A 17,893-nucleotide genomic window follows, 5' to 3' on the forward strand; every position below is an offset into this window, starting at 1 on the left:
GACGCCCCGCAGGGGACGCCTCGATCAGCGGCTATCGGCGGGCGCGGCTCAGGGCCACTGCATCTCGCCCTTGAGCACCTTGGCGCTCAGCTCCAGGCCTTCCTCGCCCGGCAGGTTCGGATAGCGGCGCTTCATCGCCTCGACCAGCGCGGCGGAATCCCTGGCCGTGGGCAGTTCGGCTTCCAGGGCCTTCAGGTAGTCACGGGTGAAGCGCACGCCGTCCAGGCCCTTCGGCTCCTCGCCGGTGAAATGGCCGGGCACCACGCGCCGCGGTTGCAGCGCCTCGATCCGGTCGAGCATCGCCACCCAGGCCTGGCGCGAGGCCTTGGTCTGGGTATCGGCGGTCCAGACGTGCGAACCGGATTCCACCAGCACGCCACCAACCACCGTCTTCAGCGACGGAATCCACAGCACCGTGCGGTCCGGGCTCGGCCCCTTCAGGTCGACCACCTTCAGGGCATGGCCTTCCAGCTTCAACTGGTCGCCCTTCAGCGGCTCCGGCACCACCAGCGACGTCGGCGCGTTGTCCTTGAGGATCGGCCCCCAATAGGCCAGCTTGGCGTCCTTGGTCGCCTGGATGTGTGCGACGGTCTGCGCCGTCGCGAGGATCTTCGCCTCGGGGAAGGCGGCCTTCAGCACGTCGAGGCCGAAGTAGAAGTCCGGGTCGCCGTGGCTGATGTAGATAGTGCTGAGGGTCTTGCCGCTGGCCTGGATACGCTTGACCAGTTGCTCGGCGTCGGCGCGGGAGAACTGCGCGTCGATCAGCATCGCCTCGCGCTGGCCCACCAGCAGTTCCGAGGACACGGCGAAGATCGCCTTCTCGCCGGGGTTGTAGACCTCCAGCCGCAGCGGTTCGGCGCTGGCGGCGAAGACGCCGGCGGCACCCAGCAGGGCGGCGGCGGCGAACAGGGAACGAAGCAATCCATGGCGCGACATGAGCGGTTCTCCAGGCAGTGGGATCAGAGGCTTGCCATGTTAGTTGCTTGAAAGCGCGCAAAAAGCCCCGCAATAATCACAGCTTTGTTGCATGGATCGAGCGAATCATGGACCGCCTGACCGCCACCCGCGTCTTCGTCGAGGTCATCGACAGCGGCAGCCAGACCGCCGCCGCCGAGCGTCTGGACATGTCCCGGGCGATGGTCTCGCGCTACCTCGCCGAGTTGGAGGAGTGGGTCGGCGCACGCCTGCTGCACCGCAGCACCCGCCGCCTGAGCCTGACCGACGCCGGCGCGGAGCTGTTGCCGCAGTGCCGCGAGATGCTCGCCGTGGCCGACGCCATGCAGGCCACCGGCCAGACCCGCCGCGACAGCCCGCGCGGCACCCTGCGCATCACCAGCAGCCTGTCCTTCGCCCAGGCCTGGCTGACCCGTGCCGCCGCCGCCTTCGTCGAGCGCTACCCGGGCACCGCCATCGACCTGCAGGTCAACAGCCAGGTGGTCAACCTGGTGGAGGAGCGCATCGACCTGGCCCTGCGCATCGCCAACCAGCTCGACCCCAACCTGATCGCCCGCCGCCTCGGCGAATGCCGCTCGGTGATCTGCGCCGCGCCGGACTACCTGCGCCGCCACGGCACCCCGCGGCGCCCGGAGGACCTGGCGCTGCACAACTGCCTGACCTATTCCTACTTCGGCCGCAGTCTCTGGCAGTTCGAGCGCGACGGCGAGCCGACCAGCGTGCCGGTGGGTGGCAGTCTCAGCGCCAACGAATCCACCGTGCTGCTGGAGGCCGCCGCCGCCGGTGCCGGGATCAGCCAGCAGCCGCTGTACTCGGCAGCCCCGCTGATCCGTAGCGGACGCCTGGTGGCGCTGCTGCCGGAGTGGTCGCCGCAGGTGCTCGGCATCCACGCGGTGTACGCCTCGCGCCGGCAGATGCCGCCGGCGCTGCGGGCGCTGCTGGACTTCCTGGTCGAACGGATGGCGGCCGATCCGCACTGGGACGAGGCGGGCCCCCTGGCGCTGGCGTGAAAGCCGGGTAGACTGCTGGACGCGCCGCCTTCGGCGCACCTTTATCCCCTGTCTGGAGCACGTCCATGTCCCTGTCGATCTACCAGGCTTCGATCCCGACCTTCCTGCGCACCCTCGGCAACCTCTCGGCGATCCTGAAGAAAGCCGCCGCCCACGCCGAAGCGAAGAACATCGATCCGCGCATCTTCATCGACGCCCGGCTGGCGCCGGACATGTTCCCCCTGGCGCGCCAGGTACAGATCGCCAGCGACGCCGCCAAGGGCGCCGGCGCGCGGCTGGCCGGGCTGGAAGTGCCGAGCTACGCGGATACGGAAACCACCTTCGACGAACTCCAGGCACGCATCGCCCGCACCGTCGAGTTCCTCGAGGGCATCCGCGAGGAACAACTGGACGGCGCCGAAGAGCGCAACGTGACCCTCAAGGTGCGCGGCCAGGAGATCAGCTTCAACGGCCGCGACTTCCTCTTCGGCTTCGCCCTGCCCAACTTCTTCTTCCACGTCACCACCGCCTACGCCATCCTCCGCCACAACGGCGTCGAACTGGGCAAGATGGACTTCCTCGGCGGCGCCTGAGGTTCCCGCGCCGGGATGGCACGCACAAGGACCATGGAATGGATCGGAAAACCCTCGACGACACCAGCAAGTTCCTCAGCTATGTCCTTCGCCACCAGCCCGAGGCCATCGGCCTGACGCTGGACGGCGAAGGCTGGGCCGACATCGACGCCCTGATCGCCGGCGCGGCGCGGGACGGCCGCGCCCTCGACCGCGCGCTGCTCGGCGCGGTGGTCGAGAACAACGACAAGAAGCGCTTCGCCCTCTCCGCCGATGGCCAGCGCATCCGCGCCGTGCAAGGCCACTCGCATGCCACGGTGGCCATCGCCTACGCCCCCGCGGTCCCGCCCGCAGTGCTCTACCACGGCACCGCCAGCCGCTTCCTCGACTCCATCCGCGAGCGCGGCCTGGTCCCCGGCAGCCGCCACCACGTCCATCTCTCCGCCCGCCGCGCCACCGCCCTGGAAGTCGGCCGCCGCTACGGCAGCCCGGTTCTGCTGGAAATCGACGCGCGCGACATGCACCTGGCCGGGCACCTATTCCACCAGGCGGAGAACGGCGTCTGGCTGACCGAGCGGGTACCCGTGCGATTCATCCGCGAGGCTTGAGAAGGCATCGCCTCTCATCGGGAAGCCGTAGGGCGCATAACGCGCAGCGTTATCCGCCGATACGCCGAGGCTAAAGGAGGAAGCCGCCGCCTGCGATGAACCAACCGCCTCCTTGATGGCCCGCTGCCGCCTAGCAGAAGCGGCAGTGGAGCAGGCGGTGAAAGCCGGCTTGACTGAGGAAAAATACCGACAAGCGCAGGACGCCCGATGGACCTTCGCCCCAGCCACGTGCATGTGTTCCCACCCAGCCGCGACCTCCCGGCCGCAACCAGTCCGCACCGCGAAACCCTGCTGCGCAGCGGCTGCGCCTGGAACGGCTCGCTCTACCTCGGCTATCCCCTCGGCCAGCCACAGCTCACCGTGCAGCGCCTGAGCCTGGCCGCCCACGAACGCCTGGACTGGCAGGTCCATCCGATGCCCAGCGCGCTCTATGTGCTCAAGGGCGAACTGCGCCTGGAGACCCGCGACGGTGCTCAGAGCACGCGGGTGCTGGAAGGCGAGGCGGCGGGCTGCCTGATGAACATCATCCATCGCCTGATAGCCGGGGCCGAACCGGTGGAAGCCCTGCTGTTCCATGCCGGCGTGGAAGGCATGCCGGTGGGGCTCGGCGAACGCGGCGAAATGCCCGACGCCTGAAGACGCCGGCGGGCCGGACAGCAGCCCGGGCCCGCCACGCCCCGCGTCACGCTCAGGCGGAGAGCCCGTACAACCTGAGCCAGCCTTCCAGCGCCAGCGCGGTTTCCAGGTTGTGGCGGCTCACCTGGGTGTTGAAGTACCCCTCCGGATGCTCCAGTTCGGCGGCCAGGAACTCCCGCGAAACGATGCCGAACACCGGGTTCGCCGCGTCCTCCAGCAAGCGCCGCACGCTCCCGCGCAGGAAACGCTCGTAGCCGAGGTTGGCAGAAGTCGGATAAGGGCTCTTGCGGCGCTTGAGCACGGCTTCCGGGACATAGTCGGCGCAGGCCCGCTTGAGCAGCCACTTCTCCTCGCCGTCCCGGCTCTTGATCGACCAGGGCACGTTGTAGACGTACTCCACCAGTTCATGGTCGGTGTAGGGCACCCGCACCTCCAGGCCGTTGCACATGCTCAGGCGATCCTTGCGTTCGAGCAGCAGCACCATCCAGCGCTTCAGGTGCAGGTGGCTGAACTCGCGCATCCGCCGCTCCTCCGGGCTGTCGCCGGCCAGGTGTTCAACCTGGCGCAGCCCATCGTCGTAGCTGGCCTGCTGGTACTGGAGGAGATCGCAGCGGCGGTTGAAACCGGCGTCGATGAAGCCGGCCGGCAAATGCACCCTGGAGGCCCAGGGGAAGCGCGCCGCAGCCACCGCCTGCGGATCGCGGAACCAGCCGTAGCCACCGAACAGCTCGTCGGCGCCTTCACCGGAGATGGCCACCGTGGAATGCCGACGGATCTCGCCGAACATCAGATGCAGCGAGGTATCCATGTCGCCGAAGGTGAAAGGTACGTCCTTGGCCCGGAATACCTCTTCGCGCGCTCGTTCGCAGACCAGTTCGGCATTGTCGATGAGCACGGTGCGGTGACGGCTGCCGATGTACTGCGCGGCCAGCAGAGCGAACGGCTGGTCCTGGTCGGGACGCAGGTCGTCGCTGCGGAACTGCTCGGCCTGGCCGACGAAGTCCACCGAGAACGAATTGATGTCGCCGCCGTGCTCCGCCTTCGCGATGCGCTGGGCGATGCCGGTCAGGGCGGACGAATCGAGCCCACCCGATAGCAGCGAACACACCGGAACGTCGGCGTGCAATTGCGACCCCAGGGCGCGGGTGACCAGTTCGCGGGTGCGCTGCACGGTGCTCTGCAGGTCGTCGGCATGCTCCTGGCGGCGCACCTCCCAGTAGCGGCGCAACTTCGCCTGGGAATTGGGACGCCAGGACAGCAGGTGGCCGGGCAGCAGTTCCTGGACCTCGCGGAACGGCGTCTGCGAAGTGCCCCGGGACAGCGTCAGGAGGTCGACCAGGCCGACCGCGTCGAGCCTGGCGGCGAATTCCGGATGCGCCAGGATGGACTTGATCTCCGAGCCGAACAGCAGTCCCTCGCGGTGCCGCGCGTAATACAGCGGCTTGATGCCCAAGCGGTCGCGCACCAGCAGCAGGTGGCCGTCGCGGCCATCGAAGACGGCGAAGGCGAACATCCCGGTCAGGTACTCGCAACAACGCTCGCCCCATTGCAGATAGGCGTGCAGGACCACCTCGGTATCGCTGCGGGTGCGGAACTCGTGTCCGGCCCGGCGCAACCGCTCGCGCAGGGCATCGTGGTTGTACACCTCGCCGGTGTAGACGAGGGTGACCTCCTGGCCGGTGGGAAAGCGATAGGACATCGGCTGCACGCCGCCGCTGAGGTCGATGACCGCCAGCCGCCGGTGACCCAGCAGGGCGTTGCGGTGCTTCCAGATGCCCTCGGCATCCGGCCCGCGCAAGGCGAGCGTATCGGTCATGGCGAAGATCGCCGGAAATTCGTCGTCGAGCTTGCGCGTGTAATCCACCCAACCCGCGAGACCGCACATAGGGAAACTCCTCTAATTGATGTTTTATCGGGAAATTCATCCAGAGAACATGCTGAAAACATCCGTGCGGCCGGCCAGATTGCCGGCGTACGAATGCTTCGCCCAAGGCGGTCGATGTATGAACTTTTCGAGGACCTGAAGATAAGCAGTTTCGGCAGGCCTGCGCCCAAGGAAGGCCAATGATAGAACAGGAAAAAACGTGGCCGAGTTAATTAATATCTATCTAAATCTGGTAGCTGTTTTTAAAAAAACAAAGGAAAAACAATAATCTACAAAATTAATGAAACATCCTGAAACATCATTACGCGGCTCTACAACCAGATATTACAGGGTCGTTCACGGCTCTTTCCAAAGACTTAGAAAGCTAATCCAATTAAACTTATAATTGCTTTACGGCAATCATATGGATAGCCAACTAAGCAAATGACTACAACAAACTCAGATCGTACAACTATTGAATATAAGAGTTGTCCACCGACGCTGATTTCGTGGCAACGTTCGACGCGACGATGGACGAGCGGGAAAAGTAGGGCGGCGCGGGGAATGGAGAATTAAAGCAGGCAACTTCGAGCGATCCATCCGGAAGCGGGCCCGCTGCACCGGGCCCGCCAGACGACCTACCTCAAGGGCATTCGCAGGTCGACGGACCGAACACCGGCCCGCTGCACGGGTCCTCGGATGGGCCGAAAACCGGGCACGCGGCCTGGGCGGTAAGAGAGAAGCTACAGAGCAGGAACACAGCCAACAGTACTTTCTTCATTTGCAACCTCCTGGTTGGTAATCGAACGCTCCCTGTCCCTGGTCGAGGGTACAGTCGGTCATCACGGGCACTCGCAGACGGTCGGTCCCAGCACCGGGCCCGCGCAGGGATCTTCCCCCGGCCCGAGCACCGCGCAGTCCGCCTGCGCCGTGAGCGAGAACATCCACAGCAGCAGCGAAGCCGCCAGCATCTTCCTTTTCATCTGACCTCCTTGGTCGAAACAGCGATCAACGATCCGTGTCCTTCTCCGAAAACAAGGGCATTTGCCTGCAGAAGGACCGAACGCCCGTCCGCTCGCGGCGCACCGCAAGACTCGCCGGCGAGCCGCCGGACCCCAGAGAGCAAAGACCAGCCCGAGCGAACGCGCCAGTGCGGTGGATTGCCGCAGCGCCAGCGAAAGTACCGGGGCAGGGGGCTTCGGCACCGGTTCGCCATCAACTTTTCCTATCCCCGGCGGCCACATAAATTCGTTGGACGCCCCGCTCCGGCGCCTCCAAGAATGCCGCACGGGTGCGAAGTCCGGCCGTGCACCCACCGACGCCCCACAACAGCAAGAACAACGATCGGTGCATCCATGGCAAAGGACCTGACTTCCCCAGACGCCTCCGCGTCGTCCCGCAACCCTCCCTCCGCGCGCCTCCGTCTACCGGCGACACGCGCCCCCTAGCACCGCCCTCCCGTCCGCCACCGCAGCAACCCGCGACGCACCTTGCGTCGGCCCCGGCTCCGGCCCCGCGCCGCCGGCGGGCGCCGTTCGCCCGCGCTCCGCCCGCCGCACCGATCGACCCATGAACCGAACAAGAACAGGAGTCCACCCGATGCGCTACGCCCCTCACGCAAGCCGATACTCCCTCTTCACCCTGGCCGTCTCGGCGGCCCTGCTGCCCGGCGCCGGCTGGGCCGCCAACGGCGACCTCGCCGGCGCCCGCACGCCGCCCAGCGTCGCCTGTTCCTGGGACCGCGAGGCAGCGTTGTCCTACGAGGAGCGCCGGCTCGACACGCCGCTGCCGTTCAGCGGCGCCAACGTCGTCACCCACGACCAGACGCCGCTGGCCGAGCGCATCGTCAAGGGCGCCGGCTTCGACGGCTTCGAACCGGCCTTCGCCAAGCGCCTGTGCGCCGCCGACGGCCGCACCCCGGTCACCAGCTACGCCAAGGCACTGAAGCTGGTCACCGAAGAGGGCCGCGCGCTGTGGCGCGCCGCCGTCGACCGGGCCCAGGGGCGCCGTGCCATTCCCGCCGGCGCGCTGCCGGCCAGCGATGACCGCATGCTCTACTGGACGCGCCTCTACATGACCCGCACCCTGCGCCAATGGGCGCCATCCTTCCGCCTCGGCAAGGCCCAGGCCCAGGCGCTGCAATGGCGCTTCGAACGCGCCTCGCGCGGACAGTTGGACATCGACCTGCCGCGCCGCTACGCCGCCGACGGCTCGCGCTACCGGCGGATGATCATCAGCGGCTTCGACGTCTTCACCCTGGGCACTCCCGGGACGGCGAACACCGGCCTGCGCAACGGCAACCCCTCGGGCGCCACCGCCCTTGCGCTGGACGGCCGCGAGTTCAGGCTGGCCGACGGCAGCCTGCTGCGTATCGAGGCCTACCTGTTGCCGGTCAGCTACGACCCGTTCAACCGCGGCATGCAGGAAGACACCCTGGGCCCCTGGTTCCGCCCCGGCCCGCGCCGGGTCGACGCCTCCATCACCATCAGCCAGGGCGGCGCCAACCAGTTCTGGCTGGAGGCCTGGAACGGCCGCTTCCACGGCTCCTCCGCCGGCAACGACGGCATCGTCTACTGCCCCGCCGACAGCGCTTTGCCCAACTACGTGCTTCCCCTGGGCAGCGTGACCAATCCCGGCACCGCGCCGATTTCCCTGCGGGGCTCCGGCTGCAATATCAACCCGCCGCGCCGCTGGCTCGGCTACGACAGCGCCAGCCGCTGGCGGCAGAACCTGCCGGCGCAGTTCTCCAAGGCCTCGCTGCCGGTCCGCCAGTTGCTCGCCGCCGATACCTGGCGCGGCATCGAGCGGCCGCCGGGCGCTACCAGCCAGGCCGCGGAAGGCTTCGACGTCACCTGGCACACCAACTACGACTTCTTCCCCGATTGCGCCAACCCGCGCACCGAAAACGTGCCGACCAACGGGGTGATGAACGCCATGCCCGATCCCTCCCTGGTGCTCCCGCCGAACCGACGGATCTGCGCGCGCAACGGCGGTGGCGGCGACTACCTGTCCAACGAGAGCGCCTACCGCAACACGGTGCTGCGCGACGCGTTCCGCCTGGAGATTCCCGCCGGGCACATCCATGTCCCGGTGATGAACAACTACTACACTGGCGTACCGGCGAGCGGCGGCGGCGCGCGCAACGACAACGCCATCAGCGACGCCCGCTACGAGGCCTACCGCAGCGCCATCGTGGCGCAGACCCGGGCGCTGCTGGTGGGCGTCGGCAACGCCCTGGCGCAGGGGGCGCAAGCGGACTAGTCCTCGCCAGGCGCAAGGCCCTCGCGACCTATCGCTTCGCCGCGGAGCCGAACTGCCGCCGACGCAGGCCAACGGGACGGTAGCCCGTCGCTTCAGCCTCTACTGAATCGAAAAAGGCGGCACGCGGGGAAACCTCGGACTCACGACCCGGAGCTTTCCCAGGCCCGCGCCGGAACGGTAGGGCAGAGTCGAAGAGTGCGAACGCCGATGATGGAGACAACCGCCATCGCCCGCATCACCGGGGCGGTGGCAAGGATTTCCCCTGACTTGGAGAGTTTTCCATGAGCTTCGCGCAGAATCTCCTACGCCTACGCCAGCAGAACGCCCTGACCCAACGGCAGATGGCCGAGCGACTGGGCGTCACCGTGAGCCAGTTGCGGCACTTCGAAACCAAGGGCGGGCAGCCGTCGCTGGCGGTGCTGCAAACCATCGCCGGACGTTTCGCGGTGCCCCTCGACTGGCTGGTCTGCGAGCGCAGCGAGCGGCAGGCGCTACCGGAAGACCTGCGCCTGCAGTTCGAGGCCATCGGCCGCCTGCGGCTGGACGAGCGGCGCGCCATCCGGGCGTTGCTCGACGACCTGATCCGCCAGTACATGGCCAAGCGCAACGCGGCGGCCAAGCCCCTCCCGGCGGCTTGCACCGAGGCCACGGAGACGTCCCCGTAGCCCCGGCGCACGGCTCAGTCGCTGCCGTACCTCGGCGAGCGCGGGCCGTACAACAGTCCGCCCGGCTGGCCGGCCGAGAGCAAGCGCGCACTGGTCATCCCGGCGATCGGATAACCGGCGTCCTCCACCGAACTGTTGATGATCTGCTTGACCGCCGCGGTGATCAGCATGCCCACCAGGCCGCCGTTGTTGCCGCCGTTGCCTTCCTCGCTGGAGGCGGTCGCCGAGCCGGTCCACAGGGTGGTGCCGGATCGCAGGTCGACCAGCTTGGCGCTGGCGGTGACGATGGTCGCGCTGCTGATCACCATGTAGCGCGTGCCGTAGTCGCTCACCGTGACGTACAGCGCCGCGTCGGCGCCATAGATCTCGCGCAGCTTGGCCGGGGACACCTGGTGCACGTCGCCGGCGCTGGTCAGGCCGTTCTGGCGGAAGGTCTCGTCGGCCAGCGCCACCGGCACCACGTAGTAGCCGGCCTCGGCCAGCGGGAAGGTGACCTGCGAGAGCATGCTGTAGGTCGCCTTCACGTCGGGCGACTCGTTCAGCGGCGGCAGGACCAGGATCGAGCGCGGCTTGGCCTGCTTGAACGCCGAGTAGTCGACGCTCTTGGTCGGCGCGCAGCCGCCGAGCAGGGCCAGCAGGGTGAAACCGGCCACCAGGCCGGACAGTCGGGCGAGTTTCAACGGGCACCTCCACGGGCGTTGTTCAGGAGGAAGTCCATGTAGGTCGCCGACTCGGGAAACAGCGCCTTCTCGGTCTCGAACTCGCGGACCATCTGGTCGTCCTTGCCGATGCTGGAATAGAGCAGCCCCAGCTGGGCGTGGTAGCCCGGCGGCACCGCGCCGTTCTTCGCCCGGATCTTCTCGAGGTCGGCTTCCAGCGCCTGCGCCTGGGCCTCCTTGGATTCACCCTTGAAGTATTCGTGGACCTGGGCCTGGTAGCCCTCCCACTGGTACAGCGTCTTCGGTCCGCTGCACCCGGCCAGCGCCATGCTCCCCAGCAGCGCCGCCGTCCATGTGATCGTCTTGCTCATGTGTGCCGTGATTCCCTGGTTTCTGGTGGATTATTGGTTCTGTGGCTTCCAGGCGCCGCTATCGACCGCGTTGACCAACTTGTTCACCGCCTCGCGCATGGCCAGGTCGAGGACCTTGCCGTTGAGGGTCGAGTCGTAGCTGGCGGTGCCGCCGAAGCCGATCACCTCGCGGTTGGACAGGGCGTACTCGCCAGCGCCCTGGGTCGAATAGACGACCTCCGAGGTAGAGATGTTGACGATGTTCAGCGCCACCTTGGCGTAGGCGATCTGCGACTTGCCGCGGCCGAGGATGCCGAACAGCTGGCGGTCGCCGACTTCCTTGCGGCCGAACTCGGTGACGTCGCCGGTCACCACGTAGTCGGCACCCTTCAGGCGCTGGGCCTGGCCCTTGATCGCCGCTTCCTGCTGGATCTCGCTCATGTTGTCGCGGTCCAGCACGTTGAAGCGATTGGTCTGCTGCAGGTGGGTGATGAGAATGGTCTTGGCCTGGCCGCCGAGGCGGTCGACGCCATCGGAGAAGATCCCGCGCATGTAGCTGGAGCGGTTGTCGAACTTGCCTACCGCAATCGGCGAACGCACGCCGCTGTAGGGTCGGTTGACGCTCTCGACCTGCTGTACCGGCAACGCGGTGGAGGTCTCGGTGGCGCAGCCCGCCAGGCCGGCCAGGGTGGCGACGGCGAGGAGCGGCAGTAGTGCTTTGTTGGCGCTGTGACTCATGGGGTTCTCCTGGAAAAAAACGCTATCGACGCGGAGCGGCTTCTAGCCGACCCGTGTGCGGAAAAGAGGGCGTAGTGAAAATCGAGGAAGGCCAGGCGGCACGGCGGCGCGCCAAGGCGAGGGGCGAAATGGGGTGGCCACGTTTTCTTTCCTTGAAATACGAATGTGTCGATCAACCGGCGCTCCCGGCCGGCCTTTGGAAATCCGAAACAATCGTGCGGGAAGCGATGCACGAACCGTATGAGCCATCAATAGGCCATCTCGGTGGGCGGCAAAGTTACCACAGTTATTCCGATCGTTTCGTTATGCAGGAAGCATACTCGGAGAATTCTGACTGCGTCTCGTTCGCAGGATCGAGGTGGGACGCCGGGCACCGGTGTCCGCCACCCACCAGTGGCAGCCAGGCAGGCATCCTTGCCGCCCATTGCGCCCGACGCTGTACGGCGCAAACGAAAACGGACACCCCTTGGGAGTGTCCGTCTCTGCCGTCGACCGGTCAGGCCAGGTCGAGGCCGCGCATTCTCAGGCGCAGGTCCTGTTCCTGGGGCTTGCCTGAACGATCCGTCCCGGTTGCCAGGTCCAGGGCATCGAGCAGTCCCTCACCGTGGCCGCTCCGTTCCCCCAGCGTGGCCTCTTCGAGCACCCGACGGGTCACACCCTGCCCATCCTTGGCGCTGAGAAGCACGCGCATGTCGGTCCCCTTGTCGTAGAGCATCTCCTGCTCATCGCCCTCGATCGATATCTCGCTGACATCGATCCCGGATCTGCCGAACAGGGTGGTTATCGTGCCCTGACCCGCGAAGCTCCTGGCAACGCCGGGGTCCCGGGAGGTGGAGAGATAGCCGGCGTCGTGGCCGACCTGGCCCTCTTTCACCGCCTCGAAGGCATCCCTGCCCTGGGTGCCGCGGAAGGTCTTCACGACCTGTTCAGCCGGTCCGCTCTTTTCGAACGCGGCAGACATGCCCCGGTCGATCAACGCCTGGCCCGCATCCAGCTCCCGTCCCTGACGCAGGGACCAATTCAGGTGCTGGTACTCGCCGTTGGTATAGAGACCGAGCGCCATCACCTCGGCATCGCTGTACGGCCCGTCCGGGTGTTCGCCGAGGTACTGCTCCGCCTCCAGCCCGAAGTGCTCCACCAGGCTTTCCGCCAGCGCCTTGTCGACAGGCTCGCCCTTTACCTCGCTCTCTACCGCGTGGCGCAACAGGGCGACCTTGTCCATTACCGCATGCAGTTGGACGGCGATTTCGCGCAGTTGCTCCGGGCTTGCGCTGAGTACATGCTGGCTGGCGGCACCGCCCGCGGTCCCCCACTGTTGCAGCGCGATCCCCCCAACGCTCTGTTCGAGCAGGCGGGCAGCCTGGGTACGGGAAGCCTCGATCAGGCTGCCATCGCGAATCCCGACCAGGGCGGTGGCCAGCGAGCGCAGGGCGCCGTCGCCGCTGGCCAGGCGCGTGTGATCCTTCGCCAGCCTCTCCGCTGTCAAAGTCGCCAGCTCGCTCGCCTTGCCAAGTCCGCCCAAGGTCAGGGGCAGTGCCTTTTGCAGCATCATCTGCTTGATCTCGGCGGCAGAGAGACTGGCGGCAGGCGGCGCGTCCTGACGGGAGAGCGGCGCCTGGGTGGCGGCGTGGGCACGGCTCCCCAGCAGTTTGCCCAGCCACTCGATGATCGCTACGAAGGGACGCGCGAGGGCGGCCCCCAGGCGGGAGAGCAGGCCCTCGCCCTTCGGTGCTTCCTGGCGCTGGGCCAGTTGTTGCGCCTCCCGGGGAGTGGCCACCTGGCGGGCCTCGACCTGTCCCAGGCGCCCGGCCACGGCCTGGCTCAACTCAGCCACGAAAGACGGGTTCTGCTGAGATGATTGAATATGCATGATGATTGACGTCTCCTGATGTTTCCCCGCCAGTCTAGGAACGAGGCGCCCCTCCGCCTATCAGGATTGGCCGTGGTTTTTTTACTGTTGGCGGCCGTCGGAGCACGCGGAAAGAGAACCGTCAGCGGCCGAAAAACAGCGGACTTTCCCTACGCCAGCTCCCGTGCGCCTACACCGGGGCGGAGAACCCGATGGATACCGGCGGCAGCGCCGGCCTCATGGCGGACGGCGTACCACCGTGCAGGCACCTCGGGGTCGTCTGCTGCTATGGTGCGCACAGGCACGTCGCCATCCTCTCTCCCGGCGAATGGAATCGAGCATGACGCTTTCCCTGGATCTGTTGTTGAGCCTGTGCACGGCCCTGGCCATCGGCCTTCTGATCGGCGCCGAGCGCGGCTGGCAGGAGCGCGACCACGAAGATGCGCGGCAGATCGCCGGAATCCGCACCTTCAGCCTGGCCGGCCTGCTCGGCGGCTTCGCCACCCTGCTCGCGGGCGAACTGGGCAGCGCGGTCTGGGTAGCCTTGCTGCTGGCCCTCGCGGCGCTGGCCGTGGCCGGCTACGTGAGCGACGTCAGGCGTGGCGGCGACCAGGGCATGACCACCGAGATCGCCCTGCTGATGACCTTCCTCCTCGGCAGCCTCGCCCTCACCGAACAGCGCCTGCTGGCTGCCGCCGGCGGCATCGTGCTGACCCTGCTGCTGAGCCTCAAGGACAAGCTCCACGCCCTGCTGAAGCGCCTGACCGCCGAGGAACTGTCGGGCACCCTCAAGCTGCTGTTCATCTCCGTGGTCCTGCTGCCGGTGCTGCCCAACCAGGGCTACGGTCCCTGGGCGTTCTTCAATCCCTACCTGACCTGGTGGATGGTGGTGCTGATCGCCGCCCTCGGTTTCTCCGCCTACCTGGCCATCCGCCTGATCGGCTCGCGCAAGGGCCTGTTGCTGACCGCGGTGCTCGGCGGCCTGGTGTCCTCCACGGTGATGACCCTGACCCTGGCGCGCCTGCGCGAGCGCATGCCCGACGCCCTGTTGGCGTGCGCCCTGCTGGCGACCTCGGCGCTGATGTTCCCGCGCATCCTCGTCGAGATCGGCGCGATCCACCCGGCCTTGCTGAAGGAACTGGCCCTGCCATTCGCCGCCACCACCCTCGTCTACCTTGGCGGCACGCTGTTCCACGCCCTGCGCGGCGGCCGCGCCAGCCAGGAGGCGCCCGACGAGCCAGGCCTGCGCAACCCCTTCGAACTGCTCCCGGCCCTGCGCTTCGCCGCCCTGCTGAGCGCGATCCTGCTGTTGGTGGAGGTCGGCCGGCGGCTGTTCGGCGATGCCGGCATCTACGCGGTCGCGCTGCTCTCCGGCCTCGCCGACGTCGACGCGATCACCCTGTCCCTGGCCCGCGCGGCGCAGGGCGAACTCGATCCAGGCGTGGCCAGCCGCGGCATCGCCCTTGCCGCCCTGAGCAACAGCCTGGTCAAGGCCGGCCTGGTCGTGCTGGTGGGCGGCAAGCGGCTGGCCCTGCAAACGCTACCCTTCAGCCTGGCGGGGCTGCTGGTAGGAGCGCTGCTGATCCTGCTGTGAGGCGCCGGGGAAACCTCGGAGCGCCGCTGGACGAACGCGACGACAACCGCCTGGCGCCCCGCATCAACCTCCGCGGCTACTGGCTGCAACGGCCGGGTTTCAAGGCCAAGGACCGGACCAGGACCCGGGTGAGGCAGGGCGGCCTGGCGATCACGGCGGAGCGAGGGGAGGGGACGCCTCCGCGTTGGACTGAGGCGTCTCTGCGACGTCGGAGACAAGGCGGTGGCTGGCTGAGCCAATCGCCCTTTGCGGCGTGAAGGGCGCCTGGAACTAGCGGCACTCACCCCGCGCGGTCGCATCGACCACCCTGCCCGAGGCGTCGGCAAAGAACTCGTAGATGCAGGTGTAATAGCCGCTCTGGTTGGCCGTGCCGGTCTTCTGGTTCAGGACCGAGCTGTTGGGCGTATTGCCATGGCCCTGCTCGTAGTAGGTGTAGTCGTAGTCGTGGCTATAGTTCTCGTACTCCTTCCACACGTACTTCTGCCTGGCGGCATCCCCCGTCACGCGTTCCGGCTCGCCGAAGCGCTTGATCACGTCCTGGATCGGCAAGCCGATCCAGGACTGCGCATCGCTACGCGCGCGACTGCCATAGGCCTCCATGACGCACCCCGACACGCTGATCGCAAGGGCCGCCAGGGCGGTGAGTCTCAGAGCCAGTACCGGCATATGTGCTTCTCCTTCCATGGCGGTCTGCCTACGCGGCATCCCGCTCCCTTTGCGCGGGTCGGTGTGCTGCGAATGGTAGGGGGCCGGGGCCCGCCCGTTCAACGGGAGACGGCGGTTTCCGGTGTACTAGTACATTGGGGCGCTGTGGGACGGGGCAGTAGAAAGGAGGGCCGGCAAGCCGCCAGGAGCAGATGGATATGGGTGGCCATTCGGCAAAATGCATGGAGCTTGTTATCGAAGGCATCCTCGAGGTCTTGAGGATCGGAGAGGTAGCGTTGGTAGTCCTCGTCCTCGGCGAATACCACTTGCCGATTGTGTCCCCGCTGGACCATGTGAAGCGGATAATCGGTAAAACCACTTGCCCTTGCCTAGGCATCGCGGAGCCTCCTTACGGCGTCTGCGCTGGAGCCTCCCTGCTTAGAAAATTAGAGTAGAGAAAATAAATCTGTCCCCTTTATTCTTAAGATCAACAAACTCTTGCCGTTCGACTACATGTTTCTGGAACGCGTGGCCATTCGCAACCTCCTCAGACAGGAGCTGAGAATTAAGCCTGCCTTGATTGATAGCACTTTCTGCGCCGGAGCTACCTTTTGCCCCAACTAAATATCAAAAGACTCTCTGCGACGGTATACAACCCTACCCACCTCCGAAAGCCCCGGAAGGCGTTCACGCCCCACGATCAACTCAGACCTGCATCTCAAACTAGAGCCCTGATATGCCGTATATTGGCAAACAACATCCTCAATCTCCTCAACCTCCTCTTCGTTGCTCTCTTCAAGATAAAATCTCAATACCCACTCATCGCCATCCCATAACAATGCAATCATTCTAAAATTGGCAGATATCGCACCTACCAACGCTTGAATTAGCATTAACACTTGAAAATTCCATTCTTCCAACGTTGGCTGGCTACTCATTTGGGGCTCCAGTTTGGATTTGTAGGGACAATACTTGGACTCTTTGTGCCCTTGATAATAAATACATTGGTTGCCTGATCAGTTATACCAACGCCGAGATTAAGAGAAAAGGGGAAAGATTTATTTTTACTACTCTAATTTCGGCGACTGCGCCCACTCTGAAACGCTCAAAGCAAATAATTCGCTAAACCATGCGCCCTTACCTAGGCATCGCGAAGTTCCTTTACGGCATCTGCGCTGGAGCCTTTGCTCAGAAGATTAGAGTAGGGAAAATAAACCTGCTCCCTTTATTCCCTTTATTCCCTTTATTATTTCATTTACGTTGAAACATTAAACCCACACATCAGAAGACACTTCCCTCTCTAGCAAAAATTTTTTGAAACAATTACATATCAACCCAAAATTTTCTGTCACTGCCGCCATAGGATATGCCTCGCCTAAAATATAAGTAAATCCATTACCTTCACCAGCCCCTCTTAACGTGAAAACCTCATGCTCACCATCTTCAGCATGCTGGCTAAGCATAACTATAAATCGTCCACTCTCTGCATGAAGCGCCACTTCATAAGCGCCAATCTCAGGTTCCGGCTTAACTCTTAGAACCAACACCCCCGAACTGTGGCGAAGCTTAGAAAGCGCTGCCAGAACTTCTTCTTCGTCAGGATCAGACACCACCGGAAATTGAGTTCTTTTAGCCTCAGGAGCAATCAAATACCCACCAAGAACAATCATATTTTTTTCTCTCTAATTGACTTCATTCCTACCTCCCAGTAATACGTCTTCGGCAAACCTGTAATATCATCCTTGGCTTGAATAGTTAAGACAGGAAAAGGGACAGATTTATTTTTACTACTCTAATTTCAGCGACTGCGCCCACGCTGAAACACTCTAATTCGCTAAACCATGCGCCCTTACCTAGGAATCGCGAAATTCCTTTACGGCATCTGCGCTGAAGCCTCCATGCTCAGGAAATTAGAGTAGGGAAAATAAATCTACCCCTTTACTTATTCTTTATTTAATAAAGTATTTTTATTTCTGGAAAAAAGTAATAGTAGGGCCATAATCTTGATCTGAGCAAGATAGCAAAACCGAAAAATCTCTATCTGGAAATTTCTCTTTTAAAATTAAGCGCCATGATAGAGAAAGCATATGAGCAAGCTGCTCAAAAATTTCATCTTCTACATCCTCACTACACCCGGAAAAAATGTCATAAATATGAGTATGATTAACAAATCTCTCTACAGACTGGATATCATCTTCGAATCTTGCCATCCAGCCATTAAACTTTTCTGCCTCATAGTTCATCTCCAGTATTACCGCCCCCCTATCCAAGATAAAATCAGGAAAAACCAATTTCCCCAAGATCAATAAATCTTCTGGCCTGATTTCATAGGAAATATATGAAAAAATATCAATCTCATTCTTATTCTCCCAACCGGACTTCCATAATTCATAATTACTCAAACACTTTAAATCTTTAAAAGATACTATTTTCTTCATGGTATCTCATCCGAATTGGGAAGGGGACAGATTTTATTTTTACTACTCTAATTTCGGCGACTGCGCCCACT

Annotated in this window: 19 protein-coding genes and 1 pseudogene; 7 read left to right on the forward strand and 13 right to left on the reverse strand. The window is 64.0% G+C overall.

Features of this window, described 5'->3' with window-relative positions; genetic code table 11:
• Positions 1-48 precede the first annotated feature (48 nt).
• Positions 49-936, reverse strand: coding sequence for an MBL fold metallo-hydrolase (locus AC4OR5_RS01045; protein WP_058159888.1), 888 nt, complete (start codon positions 934-936; stop codon positions 49-51).
• Between the two features lie 107 nt (positions 937-1,043).
• Here AC4OR5_RS01045 and osaR point away from each other — a divergent pair, with 107 nt between their 5' ends.
• The 4 genes from osaR (at position 1,044) to AC4OR5_RS01065 (ending at position 3,759) form a co-directional block, all read left to right on the forward strand.
• A complete protein-coding gene (osaR, locus tag AC4OR5_RS01050) occupies positions 1,044-1,964 on the forward strand; it encodes an oxidative stress response transcriptional regulator OsaR (protein WP_003083596.1) in 921 nt (306 codons plus the stop codon).
• A 65-nt stretch (positions 1,965-2,029) separates the two neighbouring features.
• Complete coding sequence (locus AC4OR5_RS01055) at positions 2,030-2,536, forward strand: DUF1993 domain-containing protein (RefSeq protein WP_003083593.1); 507 nt, start codon at positions 2,030-2,032, stop codon at positions 2,534-2,536.
• 38 nt (positions 2,537-2,574) lie between these two features.
• On the forward strand, positions 2,575-3,123 hold the full coding sequence (locus AC4OR5_RS01060) for an RNA 2'-phosphotransferase (protein ID WP_023107495.1): 549 nt from the start codon (positions 2,575-2,577) through the stop codon (positions 3,121-3,123).
• A gap of 207 nt (positions 3,124-3,330) precedes the next feature.
• Positions 3,331-3,759 carry a cupin domain-containing protein gene (locus AC4OR5_RS01065; protein ID WP_003083588.1) on the forward strand — a complete coding sequence of 143 codons (429 nt, stop codon included), beginning with the start codon at positions 3,331-3,333 and terminating at the stop codon, positions 3,757-3,759.
• Positions 3,760-3,811: 52 nt separating this feature from the next.
• Here AC4OR5_RS01065 and asnB read toward each other — a convergent pair whose 3' ends face one another.
• From asnB to AC4OR5_RS01080, 3 genes are all read right to left on the reverse strand, one after another.
• Positions 3,812-5,644: an asparagine synthase (glutamine-hydrolyzing) gene (gene asnB / locus AC4OR5_RS01070; protein WP_058159887.1), complete on the reverse strand. Its 1,833-nt coding sequence runs from the start codon at positions 5,642-5,644 to the stop codon at positions 3,812-3,814.
• A gap of 622 nt (positions 5,645-6,266) precedes the next feature.
• Positions 6,267-6,404, reverse strand: coding sequence for a PA0050 family protein (locus tag AC4OR5_RS01075; protein ID WP_016254349.1), 138 nt, complete (start codon positions 6,402-6,404; stop codon positions 6,267-6,269).
• A 61-nt stretch (positions 6,405-6,465) separates the two neighbouring features.
• Positions 6,466-6,606 (reverse strand): PA0050 family protein, encoded by a 141-nt coding sequence (locus AC4OR5_RS01080; RefSeq protein WP_003083582.1) that lies wholly within the window; start codon positions 6,604-6,606, stop codon positions 6,466-6,468.
• A 616-nt stretch (positions 6,607-7,222) separates the two neighbouring features.
• Between AC4OR5_RS01080 and AC4OR5_RS01085 the strand changes: the two genes are divergently transcribed.
• On the forward strand, positions 7,223-8,884 hold the full coding sequence (locus AC4OR5_RS01085) for a PA0049 C-terminal domain-containing protein (protein WP_003142340.1): 1,662 nt from the start codon (positions 7,223-7,225) through the stop codon (positions 8,882-8,884).
• Between the two features lie 281 nt (positions 8,885-9,165).
• Positions 9,166-9,549, forward strand: a complete 384-nt coding sequence (locus AC4OR5_RS01090; protein ID WP_023100071.1) for a helix-turn-helix domain-containing protein — start codon at positions 9,166-9,168, stop codon at positions 9,547-9,549.
• 14 nt (positions 9,550-9,563) lie between these two features.
• On the opposite strand, the gene AC4OR5_RS01095 is transcribed toward AC4OR5_RS01090, so the two are convergent.
• The 4 genes from AC4OR5_RS01095 to exoT form a co-directional block, all read right to left on the reverse strand.
• Positions 9,564-10,229, reverse strand: a complete 666-nt coding sequence (locus AC4OR5_RS01095; RefSeq protein ID WP_003083573.1) for a DUF799 domain-containing protein — start codon at positions 10,227-10,229, stop codon at positions 9,564-9,566.
• Positions 10,226-10,579, reverse strand: a complete 354-nt coding sequence (locus AC4OR5_RS01100) for a DUF4810 domain-containing protein (protein WP_003083569.1) — start codon at positions 10,577-10,579, stop codon at positions 10,226-10,228. Before AC4OR5_RS01100 ends, AC4OR5_RS01095 begins: the two co-directional genes overlap by 4 nt.
• Positions 10,580-10,609: 30 nt before the next feature.
• Positions 10,610-11,296, reverse strand: coding sequence for a CsgG/HfaB family protein (locus tag AC4OR5_RS01105; protein ID WP_003083559.1), 687 nt, complete (start codon positions 11,294-11,296; stop codon positions 10,610-10,612).
• 496 nt (positions 11,297-11,792) lie between these two features.
• Positions 11,793-13,166 carry a T3SS effector bifunctional cytotoxin exoenzyme T gene (gene exoT / locus AC4OR5_RS01110; protein WP_058159886.1) on the reverse strand — a complete coding sequence of 458 codons (1,374 nt, stop codon included), beginning with the start codon at positions 13,164-13,166 and terminating at the stop codon, positions 11,793-11,795.
• Between the two features lie 163 nt (positions 13,167-13,329).
• Here exoT and AC4OR5_RS01115 point away from each other — a divergent pair, with 163 nt between their 5' ends.
• On the forward strand, positions 13,330-14,739 hold the full coding sequence (locus AC4OR5_RS01115; protein ID WP_031285743.1) for an MgtC/SapB family protein: 1,410 nt from the start codon (positions 13,330-13,332) through the stop codon (positions 14,737-14,739).
• 270 nt (positions 14,740-15,009) lie between these two features.
• Here the strand turns inward: AC4OR5_RS01115 and AC4OR5_RS01120 are convergent, their stop codons facing one another.
• The 5 genes and pseudogenes from AC4OR5_RS01120 to AC4OR5_RS01140 all read right to left on the reverse strand — a co-directional run bounded on the left by AC4OR5_RS01120 (position 15,010) and on the right by AC4OR5_RS01140 (position 17,822).
• Entirely contained in the window at positions 15,010-15,405 is a 396-nt protein-coding gene (locus AC4OR5_RS01120; protein ID WP_003083536.1) for a hypothetical protein, read from the reverse strand.
• Between the two features lie 179 nt (positions 15,406-15,584).
• Positions 15,585-15,781: pseudogene (locus tag AC4OR5_RS01125) on the reverse strand (transposase); the annotation flags it as partial.
• Between the two features lie 223 nt (positions 15,782-16,004).
• Positions 16,005-16,322 (reverse strand): MafI2 family immunity protein, encoded by a 318-nt coding sequence (locus AC4OR5_RS01130; protein WP_071536153.1) that lies wholly within the window; start codon positions 16,320-16,322, stop codon positions 16,005-16,007.
• Positions 16,323-16,652: 330 nt separating this feature from the next.
• On the reverse strand, positions 16,653-17,054 hold the full coding sequence (locus AC4OR5_RS01135; protein ID WP_124097176.1) for a DUF6911 family protein: 402 nt from the start codon (positions 17,052-17,054) through the stop codon (positions 16,653-16,655).
• A 297-nt stretch (positions 17,055-17,351) separates the two neighbouring features.
• The gene (locus AC4OR5_RS01140) at positions 17,352-17,822 is read right to left on the reverse strand and encodes a hypothetical protein (protein WP_153549580.1); all 471 of its coding nucleotides are present in this window, start codon (positions 17,820-17,822) and stop codon (positions 17,352-17,354) included.
• Positions 17,823-17,893: the final 71 nt, after the last annotated feature.

This window comes from Pseudomonas sp. YA1, from assembly GCF_058680555.1.

Coding starts and splice junctions, on each gene's coding strand:
- AC4OR5_RS01045 (WP_058159888.1), bottom strand. CDS start 936: ATGTCGCGCCATGGATTGCTTCGTTCCCTGTTCGCCGCCGCCGCCCTG.
- osaR (WP_003083596.1), top strand. CDS start 1,044: ATGGACCGCCTGACCGCCACCCGCGTCTTCGTCGAGGTCATCGACAGC.
- AC4OR5_RS01055 (WP_003083593.1), top strand. CDS start 2,030: ATGTCCCTGTCGATCTACCAGGCTTCGATCCCGACCTTCCTGCGCACC.
- AC4OR5_RS01060 (WP_023107495.1), top strand. CDS start 2,575: ATGGATCGGAAAACCCTCGACGACACCAGCAAGTTCCTCAGCTATGTC.
- AC4OR5_RS01065 (WP_003083588.1), top strand. CDS start 3,331: ATGGACCTTCGCCCCAGCCACGTGCATGTGTTCCCACCCAGCCGCGAC.
- asnB (WP_058159887.1), bottom strand. CDS start 5,644: ATGTGCGGTCTCGCGGGTTGGGTGGATTACACGCGCAAGCTCGACGAC.
- AC4OR5_RS01075 (WP_016254349.1), bottom strand. CDS start 6,404: ATGAAGAAAGTACTGTTGGCTGTGTTCCTGCTCTGTAGCTTCTCTCTT.
- AC4OR5_RS01080 (WP_003083582.1), bottom strand. CDS start 6,606: ATGAAAAGGAAGATGCTGGCGGCTTCGCTGCTGCTGTGGATGTTCTCG.
- AC4OR5_RS01085 (WP_003142340.1), top strand. CDS start 7,223: ATGCGCTACGCCCCTCACGCAAGCCGATACTCCCTCTTCACCCTGGCC.
- AC4OR5_RS01090 (WP_023100071.1), top strand. CDS start 9,166: ATGAGCTTCGCGCAGAATCTCCTACGCCTACGCCAGCAGAACGCCCTG.
- AC4OR5_RS01100 (WP_003083569.1), bottom strand. CDS start 10,579: ATGAGCAAGACGATCACATGGACGGCGGCGCTGCTGGGGAGCATGGCG.
- AC4OR5_RS01105 (WP_003083559.1), bottom strand. CDS start 11,296: ATGAGTCACAGCGCCAACAAAGCACTACTGCCGCTCCTCGCCGTCGCC.
- exoT (WP_058159886.1), bottom strand. CDS start 13,166: ATGCATATTCAATCATCTCAGCAGAACCCGTCTTTCGTGGCTGAGTTG.
- AC4OR5_RS01120 (WP_003083536.1), bottom strand. CDS start 15,405: ATGCCGGTACTGGCTCTGAGACTCACCGCCCTGGCGGCCCTTGCGATC.
- AC4OR5_RS01130 (WP_071536153.1), bottom strand. CDS start 16,322: ATGAGTAGCCAGCCAACGTTGGAAGAATGGAATTTTCAAGTGTTAATG.
- AC4OR5_RS01135 (WP_124097176.1), bottom strand. CDS start 17,054: ATGATTGTTCTTGGTGGGTATTTGATTGCTCCTGAGGCTAAAAGAACT.
- AC4OR5_RS01140 (WP_153549580.1), bottom strand. CDS start 17,822: ATGAAGAAAATAGTATCTTTTAAAGATTTAAAGTGTTTGAGTAATTAT.